Source organism: Caenibius tardaugens NBRC 16725, from assembly GCF_003860345.1.
Lineage (GTDB): Bacteria > Pseudomonadota > Alphaproteobacteria > Sphingomonadales > Sphingomonadaceae > Caenibius > Caenibius tardaugens.
Genome location: NZ_CP034179.1, coordinates 3,666,489 through 3,684,764, shown reverse-complemented (window position 1 = coordinate 3,684,764; position 18,276 = coordinate 3,666,489). Strand labels below are relative to the sequence as shown.

The following is an 18,276-nucleotide window of genomic DNA, read 5'->3' as shown; positions in this document are numbered from 1 at the left end:
TCTTTCAGGCTCTCAATCACCAACGACCGGGAAGCCGGCGTCTTTCCACGCACCGATCCCGCCAGCAAGGTGGGTGTCGATCGCGCTCTGCGCCGCCGCGCATTGATCGAGCGCCTGGCCCGAGCGCTTTCCGCCCGCGCATTGCAGCACGACAGTCCGGCCCTTGGGATCAGGGATGTTACGAGGTGAAAAGCCCGACAGCGGCATGTTTATTGCGCCCAGTATGTGACCGGCGGCGAACTCGCCTGTCTCGCGCACGTCGATCAGGAGCGCCTTGCCGCCCTTCAGCATGGCGTCCAGCTCGGCGGGGCCGATCTCACGGTGGGCATCACGTTTCTTGAATCCGAACATGGCAGCTTCCTCAACTTTGTTATTTGCATATAACATGTAATGATGATATTCGTCAATGCCATTGAGACATGGAAGGATCGCAGATGGGCAAGCCTTTGATCGTGGTGCTGGGCGCGGGTCTGGGAGGCACGATCGCCTCCTATGAGATCAAGGCCGCCCTCAAGGACCGCGCCGACGTGATGACGGTATCCGATAGCGACACCTACAGCTTCATCCCGTCCAATCCCTGGGTCGCCGTGCGCTGGCGCGAGCCCGAAGCCATTCAGGTCCACCTCCCTCCCGTGTTCGCCAAAAAGAAGATCGGCTTCACCTCGGTCGGCGCGAAACGGCTGCATGCCGGTGAAAAGCGGCTCGAACTCAATGACGGCTCATCCATCAATTACGATTATCTTGTAATTTCCACCGGCCCGGAACTCGCGTTCGACGAGATCGAGGGGCTGGGTCCGCATGGCGGCCATACCGTCTCCATCTGCCAGACGGCCCACGCCTCAGCCGCCGCCGATGCGTTCGATGCCTTTGCACAAAATCCCGGCCCGATCGTCGTCGGCGCGGTGCAGGGCGCGTCCTGCTACGGCCCGGCCTACGAATTCGCGATGATCCTCGACACCGAACTGCGCAAGCGCAAGATCCGCGACAAGGTGCCGATGATCTATGTGACGCCCGAACCCTATATCGGACACCTTGGGCTCGACGGCGTCGGCGATACCAAGTCGCTGCTCGAAAGCGAGCTGCGAGACCGGCATATCAAGTGGATCACCAATGCGCGCGTGACCAGTGTCGAACCCGGCGTCATGCACGTCGAGGAAGTCGGCGAGGACGGCGCGGTGAAGAAGACGCACGACCTGCCCTTCGGCTTCTCGATGATGCTCCCCGCGTTCCGGGGCGTGCCCGCGGTGAGCAATATCGAAGGGCTGACCAATCCGCGCGGCTTCATCATCGTCGACAAGCACCAGCGCAACCCGGCCTTCCCCGAGATCTTCGCGCTCGGTGTCTGTGTCGCCATCCCGCCGACCGGCCCGACGCCGGTTCCGGTGGGCGTGCCCAAGACCGGTTTCATGATCGAATCCATGGTCACGGCGATCGCCGCCAATCTCTCGCTGATTCTCGACGGCCAGGAGCCGACGGCGGAAGCGACGTGGAACGCGGTGTGTCTCGCCGATTTTGGCGACGGAGGCGTCGCCTTCGTCGCCCAGCCGCAGATCCCGCCGCGCAACGTCAACTGGTCGTCCAGCGGCAAATGGGTCCATCTGGCCAAGGTCGGCTTTGAGAAATATTTCCTGCGCAAGGTCCGCAAGGGCGAGAGCGAGCCCTTCTACGAAAAGCTCGCCATGCACGCGATGGGCATCCGCAAGCTGCGTTTCTGATGCCCCGGCTTCAGGTTTCCCAAGCGAAGGAGTGAGACTGATGACTCTCGATCGTGCCGTGATGGCGTTCGCCGGTTGTGTCGTACTGCTCGGCGTCGTCCTGTCGCTGACCGTGCATCCCTGGTGGATCGCGCTCACCGCCTTTGCCGGCCTCAATATGCTTCAGGCAAGCTTCACTGGTTTCTGCCCGGCTGCGATGGTGTTCAAGGCGTTCGGCGTCCGTCCGGGAACCGCCTTCAAATGACGCTCAGGCGGACGATCCCCCTCCCCCTGCTCGCCGGCCTGCTGGCGAGTGTCGCCATGCCCGCGCAGGCAACGACGCTTGAAGAAGCCATTGCGGCCGCCGTGAACCACGCGCCGGAAATCGAGGCGGCGGGGGCCGATGCCGATGCGGCCGACGCCCGGATCAGGGAAGCGCGCGGCCAGGGTCTGCCAACCGCGACGCTGAGCGGGACGATCGGCTATGGACGACTCGATCCGCAGGGTTTCTTCGGGCTTCCGGCGGCCAACGTCACGCCGCGCGCGGCGCAGCTCACTATCGAACAGCCCCTCTTTATGGGCGGCAGGGTCAGCGCCGGGATCGCACAGGCGAAAGCGGGCAGCGAAGCAGCCCGCGCCGGTGAAACGATGACCCGCAGCCAGATCGTCGTCGCGACGGTCCAAGCCTATGGCGACGTGCTGACCACGCACCGAATGATAGCGCTCTATGAACAGATGGTCGGCCAGATGGAGGAGATCCAGCGCCAGGCCCGGCTCCGCTTCAAGGCAGGCGAAAGCCCCAGCACCGATGTTGCGCAGGCGGCGGCGCGCCTTGCCGAAGCACAGGCAGCCCTTGAAGGCGCGCGCGGCTTTGCCATCTCGGCCGATGCGCGATTCACCAACCTCACTGGCCTTGCCCCGCAGGATCTCCAGCCCATTCCGGCAAGTCCGGTCCTGCCTGCCTCGCTCGATGAAGCGCTCGACAGCGCCCGCGGGAACAATCCCGCTCTCGCTCAGGCCGAGGCGGCACTAGATGCCGCCCAGGCCAGCGCGCGGGGTGCGCGAGCCGAACGCCTGCCCACGATCGGCGCCTTCGCCGAAGGTTCGACGGTGCGTGACCAGTTCTTTCCCGATTATCGCTCCGATGCCGCCACGGTCGGCGTGCGGGCGCGCTGGCAGATATTCGCGGGCGGGCGAGTCTCAGCCAAGATTACCGAATCCGATAGTGCGGTCAGGGCCGCCGATGCGCGTATGCGCGCCGCACGCGCCGCCGTCGATGAACAGACGATCAGCGCCTTTTCCGGGGTGCGCTCGGCCGCCCTGGTCGAAGCGGCTGCTTCCCAGCAAGCCCTTGCCGCCGGACAGGCGCGCGACAGCGTGCGCCACGAGGTTCGCGTGGGGATGAAGCCCCAGCTCGATCTGCTCGATGCCGAACGCGAGGCAACCGCCGCAGCGGTCAGCGAAGCTCGCGCGCGAAGCGATCGCATCGTCGCGGCTTACCGACTGCTTGCCCTTCTCGGACGCTGAACTTTACAGGAGACGATATGCACAAGGACTGGCCGAAAATGGCGACCGAGCTGAATGGCGCCATCAAGGAAGTGCGGCTCGGCACGCCCGAAGTGATGCAGGCCTTTTCCGCCATGGCGACTGCGGCCACCAAGGCCGGGGCGCTCGATGCCAAGACCAAGGAACTGATCGCTCTTGCCATCTCGGTCGCCATCCGCTGCGACGGCTGCGTTGCCTTCCATTCGAAGGCCGCCGTCAAGCACGGCGCCACGCGCGATGAAGTGATGGAGACGATGGGCATGGCGCTCTACATGGGCGCTGGCCCCAGCCTCATGTATGCCGCGCAGGCGGTCGAGGCCTTCGATCAGTTCTCCGATCAAGCGAAACAATAATACGCCGTGAAATCGAAACAGCCGAACACTTGACCGGCAGTGCGCCGAACCGGTCGCGAATTTCGCGACCGGGAACCACGATCATGAACTGGTCGGTGGAGTACGCTCAAGTTCAACGCAAGGTTCAGGAGGCTGCACGGACCTGCGAATAGAGCCGCCGGATGTCTTCGGGTCGCGCAAGATCGTGCCCCGGATTCATCACGGCCGCCGCGCCTGCCGCGATGCCGAAGCGGAACGCTTCTTCGATCTCCCAGCCTGAGGAGATAGCAAAGACCATCGCCGAAAGGAAACTGTCGCCCGCGCCGACCGCGCTTCTGACCTCGATGTCCACTGCGGGAAGCAGGAGTTGGCGCTCGGCCGAGGCAAGGAGAGCGCCCTCGTGCCCCATCGTCACCGCCACATATTGCGCATGACCGCCCCCGACGATCTGCATGGCCGCCCGTCCCACCGACTCCGTGTCGGGAAGATCCCGACCGGTGAACTGGCGCAACTCGCCAATGCTGGGCTTGACGAGGAAGACGCCGCCTTGCTCAAGGCCTCCGCGCAGGCCAGCGCCTGAACTGTCGAGCACGACCGGTATACTGCGTTCCGTCATCATCGCGACGACCTGGCCATAGAAATCATCCGGAATGCCGGGTGAGAGCGAACCGCTCGCGACCAGATAGTCACATTGTGCCGTCTGGAGCTGATTGAGGCACTGCCGCCATTCTGCAGGTTCGACCATCGGTCCGGACGGAACGAGGCGATATTCCTTCCCGCTTTCGCGCTCGAGCACTGCGGTGGCCACCCTGGTATGCCCCTTGATCGGGATACGGTTGCGCACCAGCTGGTGCAGGTCGAGCAGACCATCGAGCGCGTGGCCGGTTGCACCGCCCGAAAGATAGTAGCTCCGCGCGTTCCCGCCGAGCCGGACATAGACACGGGCCACGTTGATTCCCCCGCCACCCGGCGAATAGAATTCTGTCTTCGTCCGCATTTTACGGGTGTGGTAGACATGATCGACTTCATAGGCGACGTCGATCGTCGGGTTCAGGGTGAGGGTCGCGATGTTCATCATGGCCGCCATTGAGGGACCCGGATGGGCTCGGGTCTATCCGGGATTTCCCTAATCGTTACGCTATCGCGGGTCCACGAATGCGAAGGCTCCGATCGAAAGGGTGCGAAGTTCTACCGGGATCGAAAGACCCGCGTTAGCAACCTGACAGCAGCAGCCACCGCCTGCGACCCAAAATCACTGGATAATAGACGAAAGGCGGGAAAATCGCGGCGTTGTCAAACGATGCTCTCGCGCTTTCCCTATCGGTTAAATCCGATCATTGATCAAATAGCCAAGATATAGCAAGTAGGCACTCACAAACATTCCACCCTCGAACCGCGAAATTTGGCGTCCGCTGATGAATACGGGAATGCAGGCCAGCGCGACCCCCAACATGACCGGGATGTCGACCCGGATCAGTTGCGCGCTGACCTCGATCCCGTTCGACGGAAACAGGCAGGCCGCGCCGAGAATCACCAGAATATTGTAAACGCTGCTGCCGATCAGATTGCCGATCGCGATGTCGCGCTCGCCACGAATCGTCGAAATGATCGTCGTAACGAGTTCAGGAGCGGAAGTACCGATCGCAACGATCGTCAGTCCGATGAAGGCGTCCGATACGTTCCACAACCGGGCAAGCGCGACCGCACCATCCACCAGCCAGTTGGCGCCCACGACGATCACGACGAGGCCGATGGCCAGCATCGCCATTGCGGAGAAACCGTGGCGGCGGGAAAAGCGCGGCGCCGCGAATTCCCGCGCGAACTCCAGCTTCACCGTGATGCTTTCCCGCCGGGCGACGCGAATGACGGTCAGCGTGAAGGCCATTCCCATCGTGATCAAAAACAGCCCCTCAAGGCGCGAGAGCACACCGTCCCAGGCAAAGACGAGTAGCGCGGCCGACGCGATGACGATGACAGGCAGTTCCAGACGCAGCGTCTGCATCCGAATGGCAAGTGGTTGCAGCATCGCGCTGAGGCCGAGGATAAGGAGAATGTTGACTGTGTTGGTGCCGGCGATGTTGCCAACCGCGAGCGAGCCGTTTCCCTGGAGCGCCGCCTCGATCCCGACGGCGAGTTCGGGCGTGCTCGTTCCCAGCGCCACGATCGTAAGGCCGATGAGCAGCGGCGAAACGCCCAGCCGCGCGGCCAGCGCCGAGCCTCCCCTCACCAGCCACTCCGCACCAGCGATCAGGGCGGCGAGCCCCATGAGGCTGGAAACGATCGCCAGCGTCATCCGGCCGGGTTCACCTTGCGCCTGGCGGGATCGGGTACGAGGAGGACATCGCCCGGGACCGCATCAAGGATCTTGCGCGCCGTACTGCCGATCATAGCCTCATAGACGAGGCCACCGCCATGGGTTCCAACGACCGTCAGGTGACGTGCGGCATTTTCCGCACGGTCGCGAAGCAGCGCTTCGGGAACCCCGTGCTCGATCATGCGCGTGACGTTCCGGGCCGCCACATCAGACAGTCCCGCTTCGGCAAGGAACTTGTCGGCCGCGGCCTCGCCATAACCCTCGAATTGCCGTTCGATTTCCGATCGGCCGAGATAGCCCGCGAAGGGCACATCGTAGGCGTGGAAAAGGGAGATAGCCGCATCGGGAAAAAAGCGGACGGCGGTCTCCAGAGCGATCCGGGCGGGCGCGGAGAAATCTGTCGCGACCACCATGGCGCGGTAAGGCTCGAAAGCGCGGTCGCGTACGATCAGGATCGGAACGGGCGCCTTGCGGATCAGCCGGTCCACGGTATCGCCGAGCAGCATCCGGGCGAGCGGCCCATCGCGAGCCACGCCGGTGACGATCAGGCCCGCCTCGCCCTTTCCGGCGATATCGAGGACGACCGGTGCCGGCGAGCCGGTTTCGACGTGGACCGAAATGTCGATTGGCGGCGCCTCGCGAACAAGGTCGTGGTAGATGCGATGGCGCGCCGCCCGCACCGGGTCTTCGAGAGGCCGACGCCAGGACGGCAGATCGCCGAGTCGGACGGACAGCATCCCGTCTTCCGGCGGGTTCAGCGCGTGGATGACCATAAGCTCCGCCCGCCATGCCTGGGCTACCAGCAGGGCGCGATCGAAGGCACGGTCGCAACGATGGCTGAGGTCGGTCGCGAGCGCGATGCATTTAGGGAAACCGTCACGCGTCATGGCATGTCCTCCTGATTATTAAGTTCGCTAAACCAGCCCAGTCGCCGCATCACATGCTTCTCCAACTCCAGCAGCAGCATGAGAAGCATGCCGCACGCCACCAGCAACGCCCAGTCCGCGAAGCCGAGCGGCCGCGAATGGAAGATTGCGTTCATGAACGGCGCATAGGTGAAGAACGCCTGGCCGATGACGAGAACGCCGATCGCGATCAACACGGCGGGGGTACCGATCGCGCCGCGCCATGTCAGGGACGTCATGTGGAGATAGCGGACGTTGAAGAGGTAGAAGATCTCCGCGATGATGAACATGTTGACGACCATGGTGCGCGCCATCTCCAGGCTCCGGCCTTGCGCCAGAACATGGAAAAAGATTCCGAGAGTGACGGCCGCGAACAGCACAGAGACGAGAAGGACACGCCAAAGCAGGAACGGCGAAAGCAACGGCGCGCCGCGCTCCCGTGGCCGGCGCAACATCGCACCGGGTTCCGTGGGCTCGAACGCCAGCACGAGGCCGAGCGTGGCGGCGAGGACGAGGTTCACCCAGAGGATCTGCGTCGCCGTCATCGGCAGCGCGAAGCCCAGCAGGATCGCCAATACGACCGCCAGTGTTTCACCGCCGTTCGTAGGGATTTCCCAGGAAATGACCTTGCGAATGTTGTCGTAGACCGTTCGGCCTTCGCGAACGGCGCTGACGATCGAGGCAAAATTATCGTCGAGCAGCACCATGGAAGCCGCTTCTTTCGACGCTTCGGTGCCCTTGATGCCCATGGCGACCCCGACATCGGCCTGCTTGAGGGACGGCGCGTCGTTCACGCCGTCCCCCGTCATCGCGACGATCTTTCCCTGAGCCTGCAGCGCACGGACGATCCGCAATTTATGTTCCGGGCTGGTCCGGGCGAAGACCGAGACATCCACGACCGCTTGCTCCAGTTCGGTGTCCGGAAGCTTTTCCAGTTCCAGCCCGGTCAGCACGCGCGGGTCGTCGGCAAGGTCGAGTTGCCGGGCGATCGCCAGCGCCGTCGCCGCATGATCGCCAGTGATCATCTTGACGCCGATTCCGGCGGACCGGCATTCGGCGATGGCGTCCTTGACCTCCGCGCGAGGCGGATCGATGAAGCCGACAAGGCCCAGGAGGCACACGCCGGTCGAGAGATCTTCGAACAAGATCCGTTCGCTGCCGGCAGGCATTTCCTTCGCGCCGAAGGCGAGAACGCGCTCGCCCTCGCTTCCGGCGGTAGCGATGGAACTCTCCCAATAGGAACAATTGTCGGGCGCGGTCATCGCCAAGAGCGCTTCGGGCGCGCCCTTCACGAACAGCAAGCGCGTGCCGTTGGAACCCCGGTAGAGCGTCGCCATGAAGCGATGCGCGGCGTCGAAGGGAATCTCGTCGAGCCGCTCCCATTCCGCCCGCTCCTGCTCCGGATCGATGGCCGCCTTCATTGCCAGGGCGAAGAGGGCCCCCTCCATCGGATCGCCCTCGACACGCCATTCCGCACCGACCTTGCGCAGCGCGGCATCGTTGCACAGCAGCCCGCAGCGGATCAGTGGCATCGCATCGGCCATAGCCTCTGCCTGGTCCCCGGACCCGACGATCCGGATTTGACCATCGGGAACATAGCCGGATCCGCTCGCGATCATCGTATGCCGCTCGGTGATGACGCGGCGGGCCGTCATTTCGTTGCGTGTGAGCGTGCCGGTCTTGTCGGTGCATATCACCGAGGTCGCGCCGAGCGTTTCGACGGCCGGGAGCTTTCGGATGACGGCGTTGCGCCCCGCCATCCGCCGCACGCCGATCGCGAGAGTAATCGTGATGACCGCCGGCAGCCCTTCCGGCACGATCCCCACGGCGAGCGCGACCACGGCGATCAGCGCGTCGATCCAATCGTAATTCCGCGCCAGAACGGCAAAGGCGAACAGCGCAAGCCCCCCCGCGAGTACGAACCAGGTGAAGCGCCGGGCAAAACGGTCGATCTGCTTCAGCAGCGGGGTTGCCAGTTGTTCGACCGACTGGATAAGCGAACTGATCCGTCCGATCTGCGTGCGAGATCCGGTGGCAACAGCGAGCCCGCTTGCGTGCCCAGCCGCAACCATCGTGCCCGAAAAGGCCATATTACGCCGATCCGCCAAATCGGTCTGCTCGGGCAGCACCGCTTCCTGCTTTTCGGCGGCCACCGATTCGCCCGTCAGCAGCGCCTCGTCGATAAGCATTCGCCGCGCATGGAGAAGCCTGAGATCGGCGGGAACGCGATCACCGGCCTCGATCATCACGAGATCGCCGGGCACGATCTCGCGGACGGGAATCGTTTGCCTCACGCCGTCACGCACCACGCTGGCCTTGGGCGCGATCATCTGCTGGATGGCCTCAAGCGCCTGTTCAGCCTTTCCTTCCTGGATATGCCCGATCACCGCATTCACGATCACGACGGCGACGATGACCACCGCGTCGATCATGTGATCGAGCAGCGCTGCGGCCAATGCCCCGGCAAGAAGCACATAGATCAACGTGTTATGGAATTGCGCGAGGAACCTAAGGAACACATTGCGACGCGCCGACCGGGGTAGCGCGTTCGGCCCAAAGCGGGCCGATTGCCGATCCACCTCCGGAGAAGAGAGACCCGCACAACCGACGTCGAGTGCCGTGGCAACTTCGCTGGTTGACAGCATATGCCAGCGCACTTCGGAGGTTTCCATGGGTCCTGACATCAAATCTCTTTCGTACTACATTAAACCATCTCGTGTTGAGCATGCGGAGCGAAGACCGTGCGGACCGGTTTCATTCCCGGCCCGCGGTTCCGCGCTTGCGTACCGCCGATTGAATGGGCTTCAATGCGCAAACAGCAGCGGCAGCGGCGCGCCAGTGAGCAGGTCGCGCGTGACGCCGCCCAGGATCATCTCGCGCAGGCGAGAGTGGCCATAAGCGCCAAGCGCGAGCATCCCGGCGCCACGCCGGTGAGCCGCTTCGACCAGCGCCTCCGCATCCGACACGTCACCGCCCTGGATGGGAACTACGGTCGACGTAAAGCCATGCCGGGCGAGATGGTGGGCGACATCGGCTCCCGGTTCGGAACCGTGGCCCTGGGCCGTCGGCTTCGCATCGAGGATGAGTATATCGATCCTTGCCCCAGGCGCCGCGAACATGGTCGCGTCGCGCAGCGCGTGCGTCGCCTCGCGGGTCGCATTCCAGCCGATCGCCAAGTGATCGATGGCGGCCGGTTTATAGCCGGTGGGCAGGATCAGAACGGGACGCCCAGATGCGAACAGGCAACGCTCAAGCGTATCACGTCGAATTGGCGGATGGTCGTAATTGTCCGAAGGACCGAACAGGACGAGGTCGGCATAACGGGCATAGACCGCGGTCTTGGCGAAGATCACCGCCGGCTGGTCCGAAATCGTCCTCACCTCTACGTTCGTGGAGCGGGCGAGCATCGCGATCCGCTGCTGCTTCGCCTCCACCGCTTCAGTATAATCGGGAAGAAGTACATAAGGCAGTGCAACCGTCAGGGCATAGTCGCTCGCGGGGAGAGCCGACAGCACGACGATGGCAAGGCTGGCGTCGTGGAACTCGGCAAAGGCAAGCGCATCGCGCAAAAACCGCTCGTCCTTGTCTCCGGTATCGACGACGGCGAGAATGTCCTTGATAGCCATATGTCCCTCCAGCTTTGAGCTATTCCTGCTACCCAGCGCCGTGATGGGATTCATTCGGGTGTTATACGTAGCCGACCGGCGCCCCCTTCCATCTGCCGGGCCAGCGCATCGCCAAGCAGTGCGCCAAGAGTGATCGCGTTACTGGCATGCGAGATACTTTCGGTCGTAACCATGCGGCAGCCGACTTCCCTGAGCAAAGCCTCGGCACCAGCCGCGAAGAGGCCGTGAACAGCCAGGCAGATCGGCGGAGGGAAGCCCTGGTCGATGATCTCGCGCGCGGCGTTGGCAAGGGTGTGTCCCGACGAGATCACGTCATCGACGAGGATCGGCGTGCGGCCTTTCCATGCCCCCAGGTCCGAGGCCGCGATAAGGACGTCCCGATCACCGCGCCGCGATTTCGCGAAGACCGCATGGGGCGCTCCGATAAGCCTGGCGATTGCGCCCGCCCACTGCTCGCTCTCGCTGTCGGGTCCTATGATGAGCGGTGCATCGACATTGGCCCGGACCCAGTCCGCCAGAAGCGGAGATGCCGCGAGCGAAGCCGTCTCCATCGAATAGATCTCCCCCAGATCCGCGTAGCGGTGGAGATGCGGATCGACGGTCACGAGCCCATCGAACTCGGATGAAAGGAGCTGGGCGAACTGGCGGGACGTCAGCGCTTCGCCATCCTTGAACCGCCGATCCTGTCGCATATAGGCAAGATAAGGCGCCACGAGATGGACCGACCGCGCCCCGCTCTCGCGCAGCAGCCTTGCAGCAAAGAGCAGCCGCATGATCTGGTCGTCGGGCCGCGCGAGCGTGCATATGACGGCCACGGCTGATCCCGACACCCCGGAGCGGAGCCGGACATAGCTCTCCTGATCGGGAAACCGGCGAACCTCGAGCGTGCCTGTCGCCCACCCGGTATGTTCCGCGATGGATGCGGTCAGCCGTTCGTTCCCGGGCATGGAAAACAGCATCGCCGTCATGGCACGATCGCAAGCATGTCGGCATTGGCGGCGGCGTAGGTCAGCGCATAAGCCATTTCACCCTGCGACTGGGCGTGGAGGGTCAGCAAAGGCTGGCCAGCGATAACGTCGTCGCCCAGGCGAACATGAAGAAGCATGCCCGCGGCCGGCGAGTCGGGCGCGCCCGCCAGCTTCGCAAGGCGCGCTATCCGGCGATTGTCGATATGGGTGACGCGGCCGCTATGCGCCGCCAGGATCGGATGGGTGAGCCTGGCCGTGGGCGGGGTGCGCATGCCGCCCTGGGCCTGGCATATCCTTTGGAACCTGTCCCAGGCGCTGCCGTCGGCCAATGTGCGTTCGGCGCGCGCGCGTCCCTGGCCTTCTTCCGCGACCTTCCCGAGTTCGAGCACCACGCCGGCGAGCGTGCAGGCGCGGTCCCGAAGGTCCGGCGGAGCATCGGCATCGCCTGTCAGCACCGCCAGCACGTCGCGCGCCTCCAGGGCGGGCCCGATCGCCCGGCCGACGGGCTGGGTGCCATCGGTCTGGACACAGCGGATAACAAGGCCAAAACGGGCGGCGACGGCGCCAAGCGTGGCTTCCAGCCGTTCGGCCGCCGCGACGCTGCGCACCTTGGCGGTCGGCCCGATCGGAATGTCGAGCACCACATGGGTCGCGCCCGCCGCTATCTTCTTCGACAGAACGGAGGCGATGAGCTGCCCCTCCGTATCGATGTCGAGCGCGCGTTCCACGCCGATGAAGATGTCATCGGCGGGACTGAGGCAGACCGCGCCGCCCCAGGCGAGGCAGCCGCCCTCGACCGCCACCACGCGCTGCATGGCGCCAAGGTCGAGATCGACCCGGGTGAGCGTCTCCATGGTATCGGCCGTTCCCGCCGGGGACGTGATCGCCCGCGACGACGTCTTGGGCATGGTCAGACCGCAGGCGGCAGCGATGGCGACGACGATCGGGCTCGTGCGGTTGCCCGGCAGACCGCCAACGCAATGCTTGTCGACGACGATCTCGCTCGGCCAGCGCAAACGGTCGCCGGCCTCGACCATCGCCCTGGTGAGATGGTAGGTCTCGTCCTCGTCGAAGGGAAGCGTGGCGGTAGCCGTGAGGAAGGCGGCGAGGTGCACATCGGCATAGCGGCCCGCCACCACGTCACCGACGATGCTGGTCAGCGCGGCCCCGTTCAGCCTGTGTCCGTAGATGCGCTGGCGGACGCAGGCGATCGATTCGAGGGGCGGCGCATGACCGACCTGGACAACGGTTCCCTCCTCCACGCCAAGCGCGACCCAGGCCGCTTCGGACAGACCGATCTCGTCGCCGGCCAGGAAGTCGCCCTCCACCTGATAGAGCGTGGCCGCGATCGGCTGGCTGCCGTTGCGGATATAGACCTGGGTGTGCGCGGCAAGGCCCTCGGCATGGCACACCGGGCTGTCGGTCCGCATGATCGCGACCAGCTCATGATGCGTGTGAAGGCGCAGCCGGCGCGCGCGCGCGAACGATGGTTCCGCCGGTTCGGAACTCCCTATATTCGGATGGAATTGCTGCGCATCGCCCGGAATATCGCTGGAAACCCCGATCACGTGTCGATCACCACCTTCAAGGCATGAGTATCGGCTGCGCGCGCGAACGTCTCATACGCCTCCAACATGTCCGACAACGCGAAACGATGGGTGACGAGCTGTTCGGGCCGCAGGCGCTTGGCCTCGACCGTCTTCAGGAGCATCGGCGTGCTGACGGTGTCGACGAGCCGGGTGGTGATGGTGATGTTGCGCGACCAGAGTTCCTCCAGATGGAGGTCGACCTTGGCGCCGTGGACACCGACATTGGCAATTACCCCGCCGGGCGCGACCAGTTCTTCGCATAACGCGAATGTCGCAGGGATCCCGACTGCTTCGATAGCCGTATCGACCCCCTTGCCGTCGGTGAGCTCTCGAACCAGGCTCACGACCGGATCACGTCCGCTGTTGAACGTGTCCGTCGCGCCGAACTTGCGCGCGACGGCGAGGCGATTGTCGTCGAGATCGATCATGATGATCCGGGCCGGTGCATAAAATTGCGCAGTCAGCAGGGTCGCCAGGCCGATCGGTCCAGCGCCGACGATCGCGACGCTGCTGCCCGGTGCAACCTTCCCGTTCAGGACGCCGCACTCATAGCCCGTCGGAAGAATGTCGCTCAGCATGACGAGGGCATCCTCATCGGCCCCCGGCGGGATCGCGTGAAGGCTGTTGTCGGCATGGGGGATGCGCACGAATTCGGCTTGCGTGCCATCGATCCTGTTGCCCAATATCCAGCCGCCCTCGACGCAATGCGAATACATGCCGCGCCGGCAATATTCACACCGGGCACAAGAGGTGATGCAGGAGATCAGGACATGATCTCCGGGCTTGAAGGCTCCAACCGCGGTTCCGACCTCCTCCACGATCCCGACACCCTCATGTCCGAGGATCCTGCCCGGCTCGCACGTCGGCACATCCCCCTTCAGGATGTGCAGGTCGGTGCCGCAAATGGTGGTCTTCGTGATCCGCACGATCGCATCGCCGGGTGCCTGCAAGGCCGGCCTCGGGCGATCCTCGAGACTCTTCTCGCCGGGGCCATGATAAACGAGAGCTTTCATGATCTCCTCCGTTCAACCGTTAGACGGGTTCGCCAGTCAGTGTACGAAAACGATCGGCAGGCGCTGATGATCGATCAGTTCCCGCGTCACGCCGCCAAGCACGAACTCGAGTGCGCGCGAACGCCCATAGCCACCGATCACGAGCACATCGGCTTTCTGCTCCACTGCGTAATTCTGAAGGACAGCCGACGTATCCTTACCGGATGAGCTGATCGGACAAACGCCGCCGCTATGGCCATGTCGCGCGAAAAGGCGGGCGATCTGGACACCGCCCCGGTGCTCCCCGGATTCGACACCCGGATCATCGACAATCGCAACGTCGATACGGGCATCGGGTTCGGCCAGATTGAGAAGCGCCCTCGCGGCGCGGAACGATTCAAGTGATGCGTTCCAGCCCAATACGGCGTGATCGATGGGACCAGGATTCCAGGAGGCCGGCAAAATGACCGTCGGCACGCCCGTAAACAGAAGCGCCTCGGAGATACGGCGCCTCAAGCCATCCCTTTGCCAGCGCCCGACACCCGGAATCAGCGCGATATCCGCGTACTGGCCTTCAGCCTTCACGAGACCGGGTATCAGCCCGCTGGCCTCGAACACCGAGTGAACCTCTACTTCGATCGCGGTATTCCTGGTTCGTTCGCGAACGGCCGCCAGATGTTCGTCGCGCTGGTCCTCGGATACCGTGATGGCCTGCGCGAAAGCCATGGCATCGGCCGCCGCGGCGAATGCGAGATTTTCGGTCACGACGACGATCGTAAGCGCCGCTTCATGCATACCGGCATAGGCAAGCGCCTGATCAACGGCGGTCAGGGAATGCTCTGCACCGTCCACGACGACGAGCACATGTTTGATCTGTGAAATGCTGCTCATGATCGCATCATGGCCCCGGCCATTGATGACCGCACTCCGTAACTTTACAGAGGCACCGCGTGACGCGCACTCGCCCCTGGGGCCGTGAAGAGGGCGCTTCGCGGCGAGTGCATACGCAAGCCTTCGCGTAGTTCGATGGCACCAGGACGGCCGCTCCAACAACGGCGCCACTGCGCAACCGCTCAAGCGCGACATTGGCTTGAGCCAGCGGAAAGACCGTCGTCACGGATTTGACGTTGGCTTTCTGCGCGATCTCGAAAAAGCTTGTGCCGTCTTCGCGGGTCAGATTAGCACTACTTTGGCAGATTTTGCCGAGGAGTTTCCAAAGGACTACGTCCGCAGTGCGGACATGGCCGATCGGGCGGCTTGGAGAGGCGGTCAATGATGGCTTGCCGGATCGCCGGCAAGCTCGGCTTCGGTGGCGGCCCGGCGATTCTTTTTCCCCCCTTTGGCTTGCTTGAGGCGTAGTGACTGGAGGAAGGCGAAGGCGATCATGGACATCAGCGCGTGCCGGTGCAGGCCCTTCCATGATCGGCCCTCGAAGTGATCGAGCCCGAGTTCTTCCTTGAGTTGCTGATGCGCCTGTTCGCAGATCCAGCGGGCCTTGATGGCGCCGGCAAGCTGCTTGATCGGAGTATCGACTGGGAGGTTGGTGAGGTAGTATTTGCGCTCGCCGGTTGAGCGATGCTCGCCAATGAGCCACACTTCCTCGCCCGGCAGGTGCTGGGCGCCCATGTCATGAATGCGCTGCGGCGGACCGTCAGCAACCTTGACGCGGACCGCGGCGAAACGGGCCGAGAGTTGACCTTTGGTTCCACGCCGCCAGCTGACCTTGCGCCATGGCACAGTCTCCAACATCGCCTGCGCCGATACGGACGTGATGTTGGGTATCGCGTTCTTGCGAGGGCGGCCCCGGCCAGCGACCGGAAAGACCATCGCGACGTCGGCGGGGTAGACCTTCTGCTTGAAGGGTATGCCAACTGCCCAGGTGAGGCCACGCTTGCTCAGGCCCTGCCGGAACGGCGCGGAAAGGCCGTATCCTGCGTCGGCAAGCACGCAGCCGAAGCGGACGCCGGCTGCGTGAACCCTGTCGATCTCGGCCAGCGCAATCTCCGGCTTGGTCCGGTAGTGCCGGAAGTCCTCGGGAACTCCGGCACGTTCCAGGCGAGCCATATCGCTCGTCCAACTTTCCGGCAGGAACAGGCGCAAGCCCACCATGACTGGCACCTCGCCCGAAGCCAGAGTCAGCGACACCAGCGTCTGGCAGTTGGCGTTTTTGCCGAGGGCCGAAGCATATTGCGGCGCCACGCCAACCGAATGCCGTCCCTTCTTAGGCAAGGCCGTGTCGTCGATGATCAGCCAGGCGTCATTGGCACCCACCTGCCGGTCGGCTTCGGCAAGCAGCGCCATCTCCAGTGGTGCTTCATCCCAGACGCCGCTGCCGATGAAGTGGTGCAGCTTGTCGTAGCTGACATCGCCATCCCGCGCCGCCATCGGCTGCACGCTCTTGCGGTCACCAGGTCCAATCAGACCTGCTATGTAGGCAGGGCACATCCGACCGCGCGTCTTGTTCCGCAAAGCCACGACAAACGGCGCAAGCCATGCGTCCAGTTCGCTCCGCCAATCCCCGTTCATCGCCAGCCCCCATAAAAGCTGGCTCCCCATGAATCAGGGATTCTGCCCTTTGGGAATCCCGAAAATCACATTTCTGCCAAAGTAGTGTTAGGCTCAGGACCCATTGATTGGCTGAGTGGTCTGTGATTCAGGCTCCGCAAGGAGACTGAGCGTGAGTGACCTGTACTGGCTGACCGACGAGCAGATGGCGCGACTTTCGCCGTATTTTCCCAAGAGCCACGGCAAACCTCGTGTGGATGACAGGCGGGTCCTGAGCGGGATCATCTTCGTCAATCGGAACGGCCTGCGTTGGCGGGATGCTCCCAGGGAATACGGGCCGCACAAGACGCTCTACAACCGTTGGAAGCGCTGGGGCGAGATGGGTGTCTTCGGGCGCATGATGGAAGGCCTCGCTGCCGAACGCGCAGAGCCAACGACCGTCATGATCGATGCGACCTATCTGAAGGCACACCGCACGGCTTCGAGCCTGCGGGTAAAAAAGGGGATCGCGGCCGCCTGATCGGACGCACGAAGGGCGGCATGAATACCAAGCTTCACGCCATCACCGATGCCCATGGCCGCCCCTTGAGCTTCTTCATCACCGCTGGACAGATCAGCGATTATACCGGCGCGGCAGCCTTGCTCGACGATCTGCCCAAGGCGCAATGGATGCTTGCCGACCGGGGCTATGACGCCGAATGGTTCCGGGACGCACTCGAGCAAAAAGGCATCAAACCCTGCATTCCCGGCCGGAAATCTCGATCCTTGCCCGTCAAATACGACAAGCGCCGATACAAACGCCGTAACCGCATCGAGATCATGTTTGGTCGCCTCAAGGACTGGCGACGCGTGGCAACGCGATACGACCGCTGCCCGACCGTCTTCTTCTCCGCTCTCGCGCTCGCGGCAACAGTGCTCTTCTGGCTCTGATCAACGAGTCCTGAGCCTAGCCACCGATGCAATGGTTCGCTCACCCCAGAGGTCAGCATAGGGGAACGACGGAATGTCGCTCATGTGGATCCCTGCGCAGATCACCCTGCCTCCCTTGTGGATTGCACGCAGCGCGCGCGGAACAAGATCACCGACGGGGGCAAAGAGGATCGCCGCATCGAGTTCCACGGGCGGGTCATCCTCCGATGATCCGGCCCAGGCGCAGCCGAGTGATCGCGCAAAAGCCTGTCCCTCGTCGTCTCCCGCCCTGGTAAAGGCATAAACCGCCCGGCCCTGCCACAGCGCAATCTGGGCGATGATATGCGCGGCGGCGCCAAATCCGTAGAGACCGATCCGCGTTCCCTCCCCCGCAGCGCGCAGGGACCGCCAGCCGATCAGCCCGGCGCACAGCAAGGGCGCGGCTTCTTCATTGGAAAAGGCGTCGGGTATCCTGAAGCAGAAGCGAGCGTCCGCAACCGTATGGGTCGCATAACCGCCATCCCGGGTGCATCCCGTGAATGCGGGACTATCGCACAGATTTTCATGACCTGTTCGGCAATAGTCGCAATGGCCGCAGCTATGTCCGAGCCAGGGAACGCCGACGCGATCACCGATCGCGACATCGGCGACCCCTTCCCCCGCCGCAACAACGATGCCGACAATTTCGTGCCCGGGAACGATGGGGAGGCGGGATTCGATCTCCCCATCGACGATATGCAGATCGGTTCGGCAGACGCCGCAAGCAGCGACCTCGATGAGAAGCTCGCCTCGACCAGGCGTTGGAACCTGTCGCGCGACGAGCCGCAGCGGCGTGCCGACCGCTTCGAGCTGCATCGCGAACATCTCGGTCATAGTGATTTCTTCGCCTGTTCGCGC

General features: G+C 63.6%; 17 protein-coding genes. 5 read left to right on the top strand and 12 right to left on the bottom strand.

Features of this window, described 5'->3' with window-relative positions:
- Positions 1-12 precede the first annotated feature (12 nt).
- A complete protein-coding gene (locus EGO55_RS17335) occupies positions 13-351 on the bottom strand; it encodes a rhodanese-like domain-containing protein (protein WP_021246226.1) in 339 nt (112 codons plus the stop codon).
- An 83-nt stretch (positions 352-434) separates the two neighbouring features.
- Here EGO55_RS17335 and EGO55_RS17330 point away from each other — a divergent pair, with 83 nt between their 5' ends.
- The 4 genes from EGO55_RS17330 to EGO55_RS17315 are packed head-to-tail and all read left to right on the top strand — an operon-like array spanning position 435 to position 3,592.
- Positions 435-1,715 carry an NAD(P)/FAD-dependent oxidoreductase gene (locus tag EGO55_RS17330; RefSeq protein WP_031291854.1) on the top strand — a complete coding sequence of 427 codons (1,281 nt, stop codon included), beginning with the start codon at positions 435-437 and terminating at the stop codon, positions 1,713-1,715.
- Between the two features lie 40 nt (positions 1,716-1,755).
- Positions 1,756-1,959 (top strand): YgaP family membrane protein, encoded by a 204-nt coding sequence (locus EGO55_RS17325; RefSeq protein WP_021246224.1) that lies wholly within the window; start codon positions 1,756-1,758, stop codon positions 1,957-1,959.
- A complete protein-coding gene (locus EGO55_RS17320) occupies positions 1,956-3,221 on the top strand; it encodes a TolC family outer membrane protein (RefSeq protein WP_021246223.1) in 1,266 nt (421 codons plus the stop codon). Before EGO55_RS17325 ends, EGO55_RS17320 begins: the two co-directional genes overlap by 4 nt.
- A 17-nt stretch (positions 3,222-3,238) precedes the next feature.
- The gene (locus EGO55_RS17315; RefSeq protein WP_021246222.1) at positions 3,239-3,592 is read left to right on the top strand and encodes a carboxymuconolactone decarboxylase family protein; all 354 of its coding nucleotides are present in this window, start codon (positions 3,239-3,241) and stop codon (positions 3,590-3,592) included.
- Positions 3,593-3,716: 124 nt separating this feature from the next.
- Here EGO55_RS17315 and EGO55_RS17310 read toward each other — a convergent pair whose 3' ends face one another.
- From EGO55_RS17310 to EGO55_RS17260, 10 genes are all read right to left on the bottom strand, one after another.
- A complete protein-coding gene (locus tag EGO55_RS17310) occupies positions 3,717-4,649 on the bottom strand; it encodes a 1-phosphofructokinase family hexose kinase (protein WP_031291853.1) in 933 nt (310 codons plus the stop codon).
- Between the two features lie 246 nt (positions 4,650-4,895).
- A complete protein-coding gene (locus EGO55_RS17305) occupies positions 4,896-5,864 on the bottom strand; it encodes a calcium/sodium antiporter (protein ID WP_021246220.1) in 969 nt (322 codons plus the stop codon).
- A complete protein-coding gene (locus EGO55_RS17300) occupies positions 5,861-6,772 on the bottom strand; it encodes a universal stress protein (RefSeq protein ID WP_021246219.1) in 912 nt (303 codons plus the stop codon). The genes EGO55_RS17305 and EGO55_RS17300 overlap by 4 nt, the downstream gene beginning before the upstream one ends.
- Positions 6,769-9,462 (bottom strand): HAD-IC family P-type ATPase, encoded by a 2,694-nt coding sequence (locus EGO55_RS17295; RefSeq protein ID WP_021246218.1) that lies wholly within the window; start codon positions 9,460-9,462, stop codon positions 6,769-6,771. The genes EGO55_RS17300 and EGO55_RS17295 overlap by 4 nt, the downstream gene beginning before the upstream one ends.
- Positions 9,463-9,594: 132 nt before the next feature.
- Complete coding sequence (locus tag EGO55_RS21770; RefSeq protein WP_374411714.1) at positions 9,595-9,909, bottom strand: universal stress protein; 315 nt, start codon at positions 9,907-9,909, stop codon at positions 9,595-9,597.
- A 557-nt stretch (positions 9,910-10,466) separates the two neighbouring features.
- The gene (locus EGO55_RS17285) at positions 10,467-11,384 is read right to left on the bottom strand and encodes a ribose-phosphate diphosphokinase (protein WP_021246216.1); all 918 of its coding nucleotides are present in this window, start codon (positions 11,382-11,384) and stop codon (positions 10,467-10,469) included.
- Positions 11,381-12,952, bottom strand: a complete 1,572-nt coding sequence (locus EGO55_RS17280) for a thymidine phosphorylase family protein (RefSeq protein WP_021246215.1) — start codon at positions 12,950-12,952, stop codon at positions 11,381-11,383. The genes EGO55_RS17285 and EGO55_RS17280 overlap by 4 nt, the downstream gene beginning before the upstream one ends.
- Positions 12,949-13,986 carry a zinc-dependent alcohol dehydrogenase family protein gene (locus tag EGO55_RS17275; protein ID WP_021246214.1) on the bottom strand — a complete coding sequence of 346 codons (1,038 nt, stop codon included), beginning with the start codon at positions 13,984-13,986 and terminating at the stop codon, positions 12,949-12,951. Before EGO55_RS17275 ends, EGO55_RS17280 begins: the two co-directional genes overlap by 4 nt.
- A gap of 36 nt (positions 13,987-14,022) precedes the next feature.
- On the bottom strand, positions 14,023-14,856 hold the full coding sequence (locus EGO55_RS17270; protein WP_013846845.1) for a universal stress protein: 834 nt from the start codon (positions 14,854-14,856) through the stop codon (positions 14,023-14,025).
- Between the two features lie 378 nt (positions 14,857-15,234).
- Positions 15,235-16,491 (bottom strand): IS701 family transposase, encoded by a 1,257-nt coding sequence (locus tag EGO55_RS17260; RefSeq protein ID WP_021690814.1) that lies wholly within the window; start codon positions 16,489-16,491, stop codon positions 15,235-15,237.
- Between the two features lie 151 nt (positions 16,492-16,642).
- Between EGO55_RS17260 and EGO55_RS17255 the strand changes: the two genes are divergently transcribed.
- A protein-coding gene (locus EGO55_RS17255) for an IS5 family transposase (protein WP_124916812.1) occupies positions 16,643-17,400 on the top strand; the annotation gives its coding sequence in 2 pieces (ribosomal slippage) (positions 16,643-16,976 and positions 16,976-17,400; 759 coding nt in all).
- Here EGO55_RS17255 and EGO55_RS17250 read toward each other — a convergent pair.
- Positions 17,401-18,252, bottom strand: coding sequence for a zinc-binding alcohol dehydrogenase family protein (locus tag EGO55_RS17250; protein WP_021243103.1), 852 nt, complete (start codon positions 18,250-18,252; stop codon positions 17,401-17,403).
- Between the last annotated feature and the right edge of the window lie 24 nt (positions 18,253-18,276).

Coding starts and splice junctions, on each gene's coding strand:
- EGO55_RS17310 (WP_031291853.1), bottom strand. CDS start 4,649: ATGATGAACATCGCGACCCTCACCCTGAACCCGACGATCGACGTCGCC.
- EGO55_RS17305 (WP_021246220.1), bottom strand. CDS start 5,864: ATGACGCTGGCGATCGTTTCCAGCCTCATGGGGCTCGCCGCCCTGATC.
- EGO55_RS17335 (WP_021246226.1), bottom strand. CDS start 351: ATGTTCGGATTCAAGAAACGTGATGCCCACCGTGAGATCGGCCCCGCC.
- EGO55_RS17260 (WP_021690814.1), bottom strand. CDS start 16,491: ATGAACGGGGATTGGCGGAGCGAACTGGACGCATGGCTTGCGCCGTTT.
- EGO55_RS17275 (WP_021246214.1), bottom strand. CDS start 13,986: ATGAAAGCTCTCGTTTATCATGGCCCCGGCGAGAAGAGTCTCGAGGAT.
- EGO55_RS17285 (WP_021246216.1), bottom strand. CDS start 11,384: ATGACGGCGATGCTGTTTTCCATGCCCGGGAACGAACGGCTGACCGCA.
- EGO55_RS17250 (WP_021243103.1), bottom strand. CDS start 18,252: ATGACCGAGATGTTCGCGATGCAGCTCGAAGCGGTCGGCACGCCGCTG.
- EGO55_RS17320 (WP_021246223.1), top strand. CDS start 1,956: ATGACGCTCAGGCGGACGATCCCCCTCCCCCTGCTCGCCGGCCTGCTG.
- EGO55_RS17300 (WP_021246219.1), bottom strand. CDS start 6,772: ATGACGCGTGACGGTTTCCCTAAATGCATCGCGCTCGCGACCGACCTC.
- EGO55_RS17270 (WP_013846845.1), bottom strand. CDS start 14,856: ATGAGCAGCATTTCACAGATCAAACATGTGCTCGTCGTCGTGGACGGT.
- EGO55_RS17295 (WP_021246218.1), bottom strand. CDS start 9,462: ATGGAAACCTCCGAAGTGCGCTGGCATATGCTGTCAACCAGCGAAGTT.
- EGO55_RS17330 (WP_031291854.1), top strand. CDS start 435: ATGGGCAAGCCTTTGATCGTGGTGCTGGGCGCGGGTCTGGGAGGCACG.
- EGO55_RS17315 (WP_021246222.1), top strand. CDS start 3,239: ATGCACAAGGACTGGCCGAAAATGGCGACCGAGCTGAATGGCGCCATC.
- EGO55_RS17325 (WP_021246224.1), top strand. CDS start 1,756: ATGACTCTCGATCGTGCCGTGATGGCGTTCGCCGGTTGTGTCGTACTG.
- EGO55_RS21770 (WP_374411714.1), bottom strand. CDS start 9,909: ATGTTCGCGGCGCCTGGGGCAAGGATCGATATACTCATCCTCGATGCG.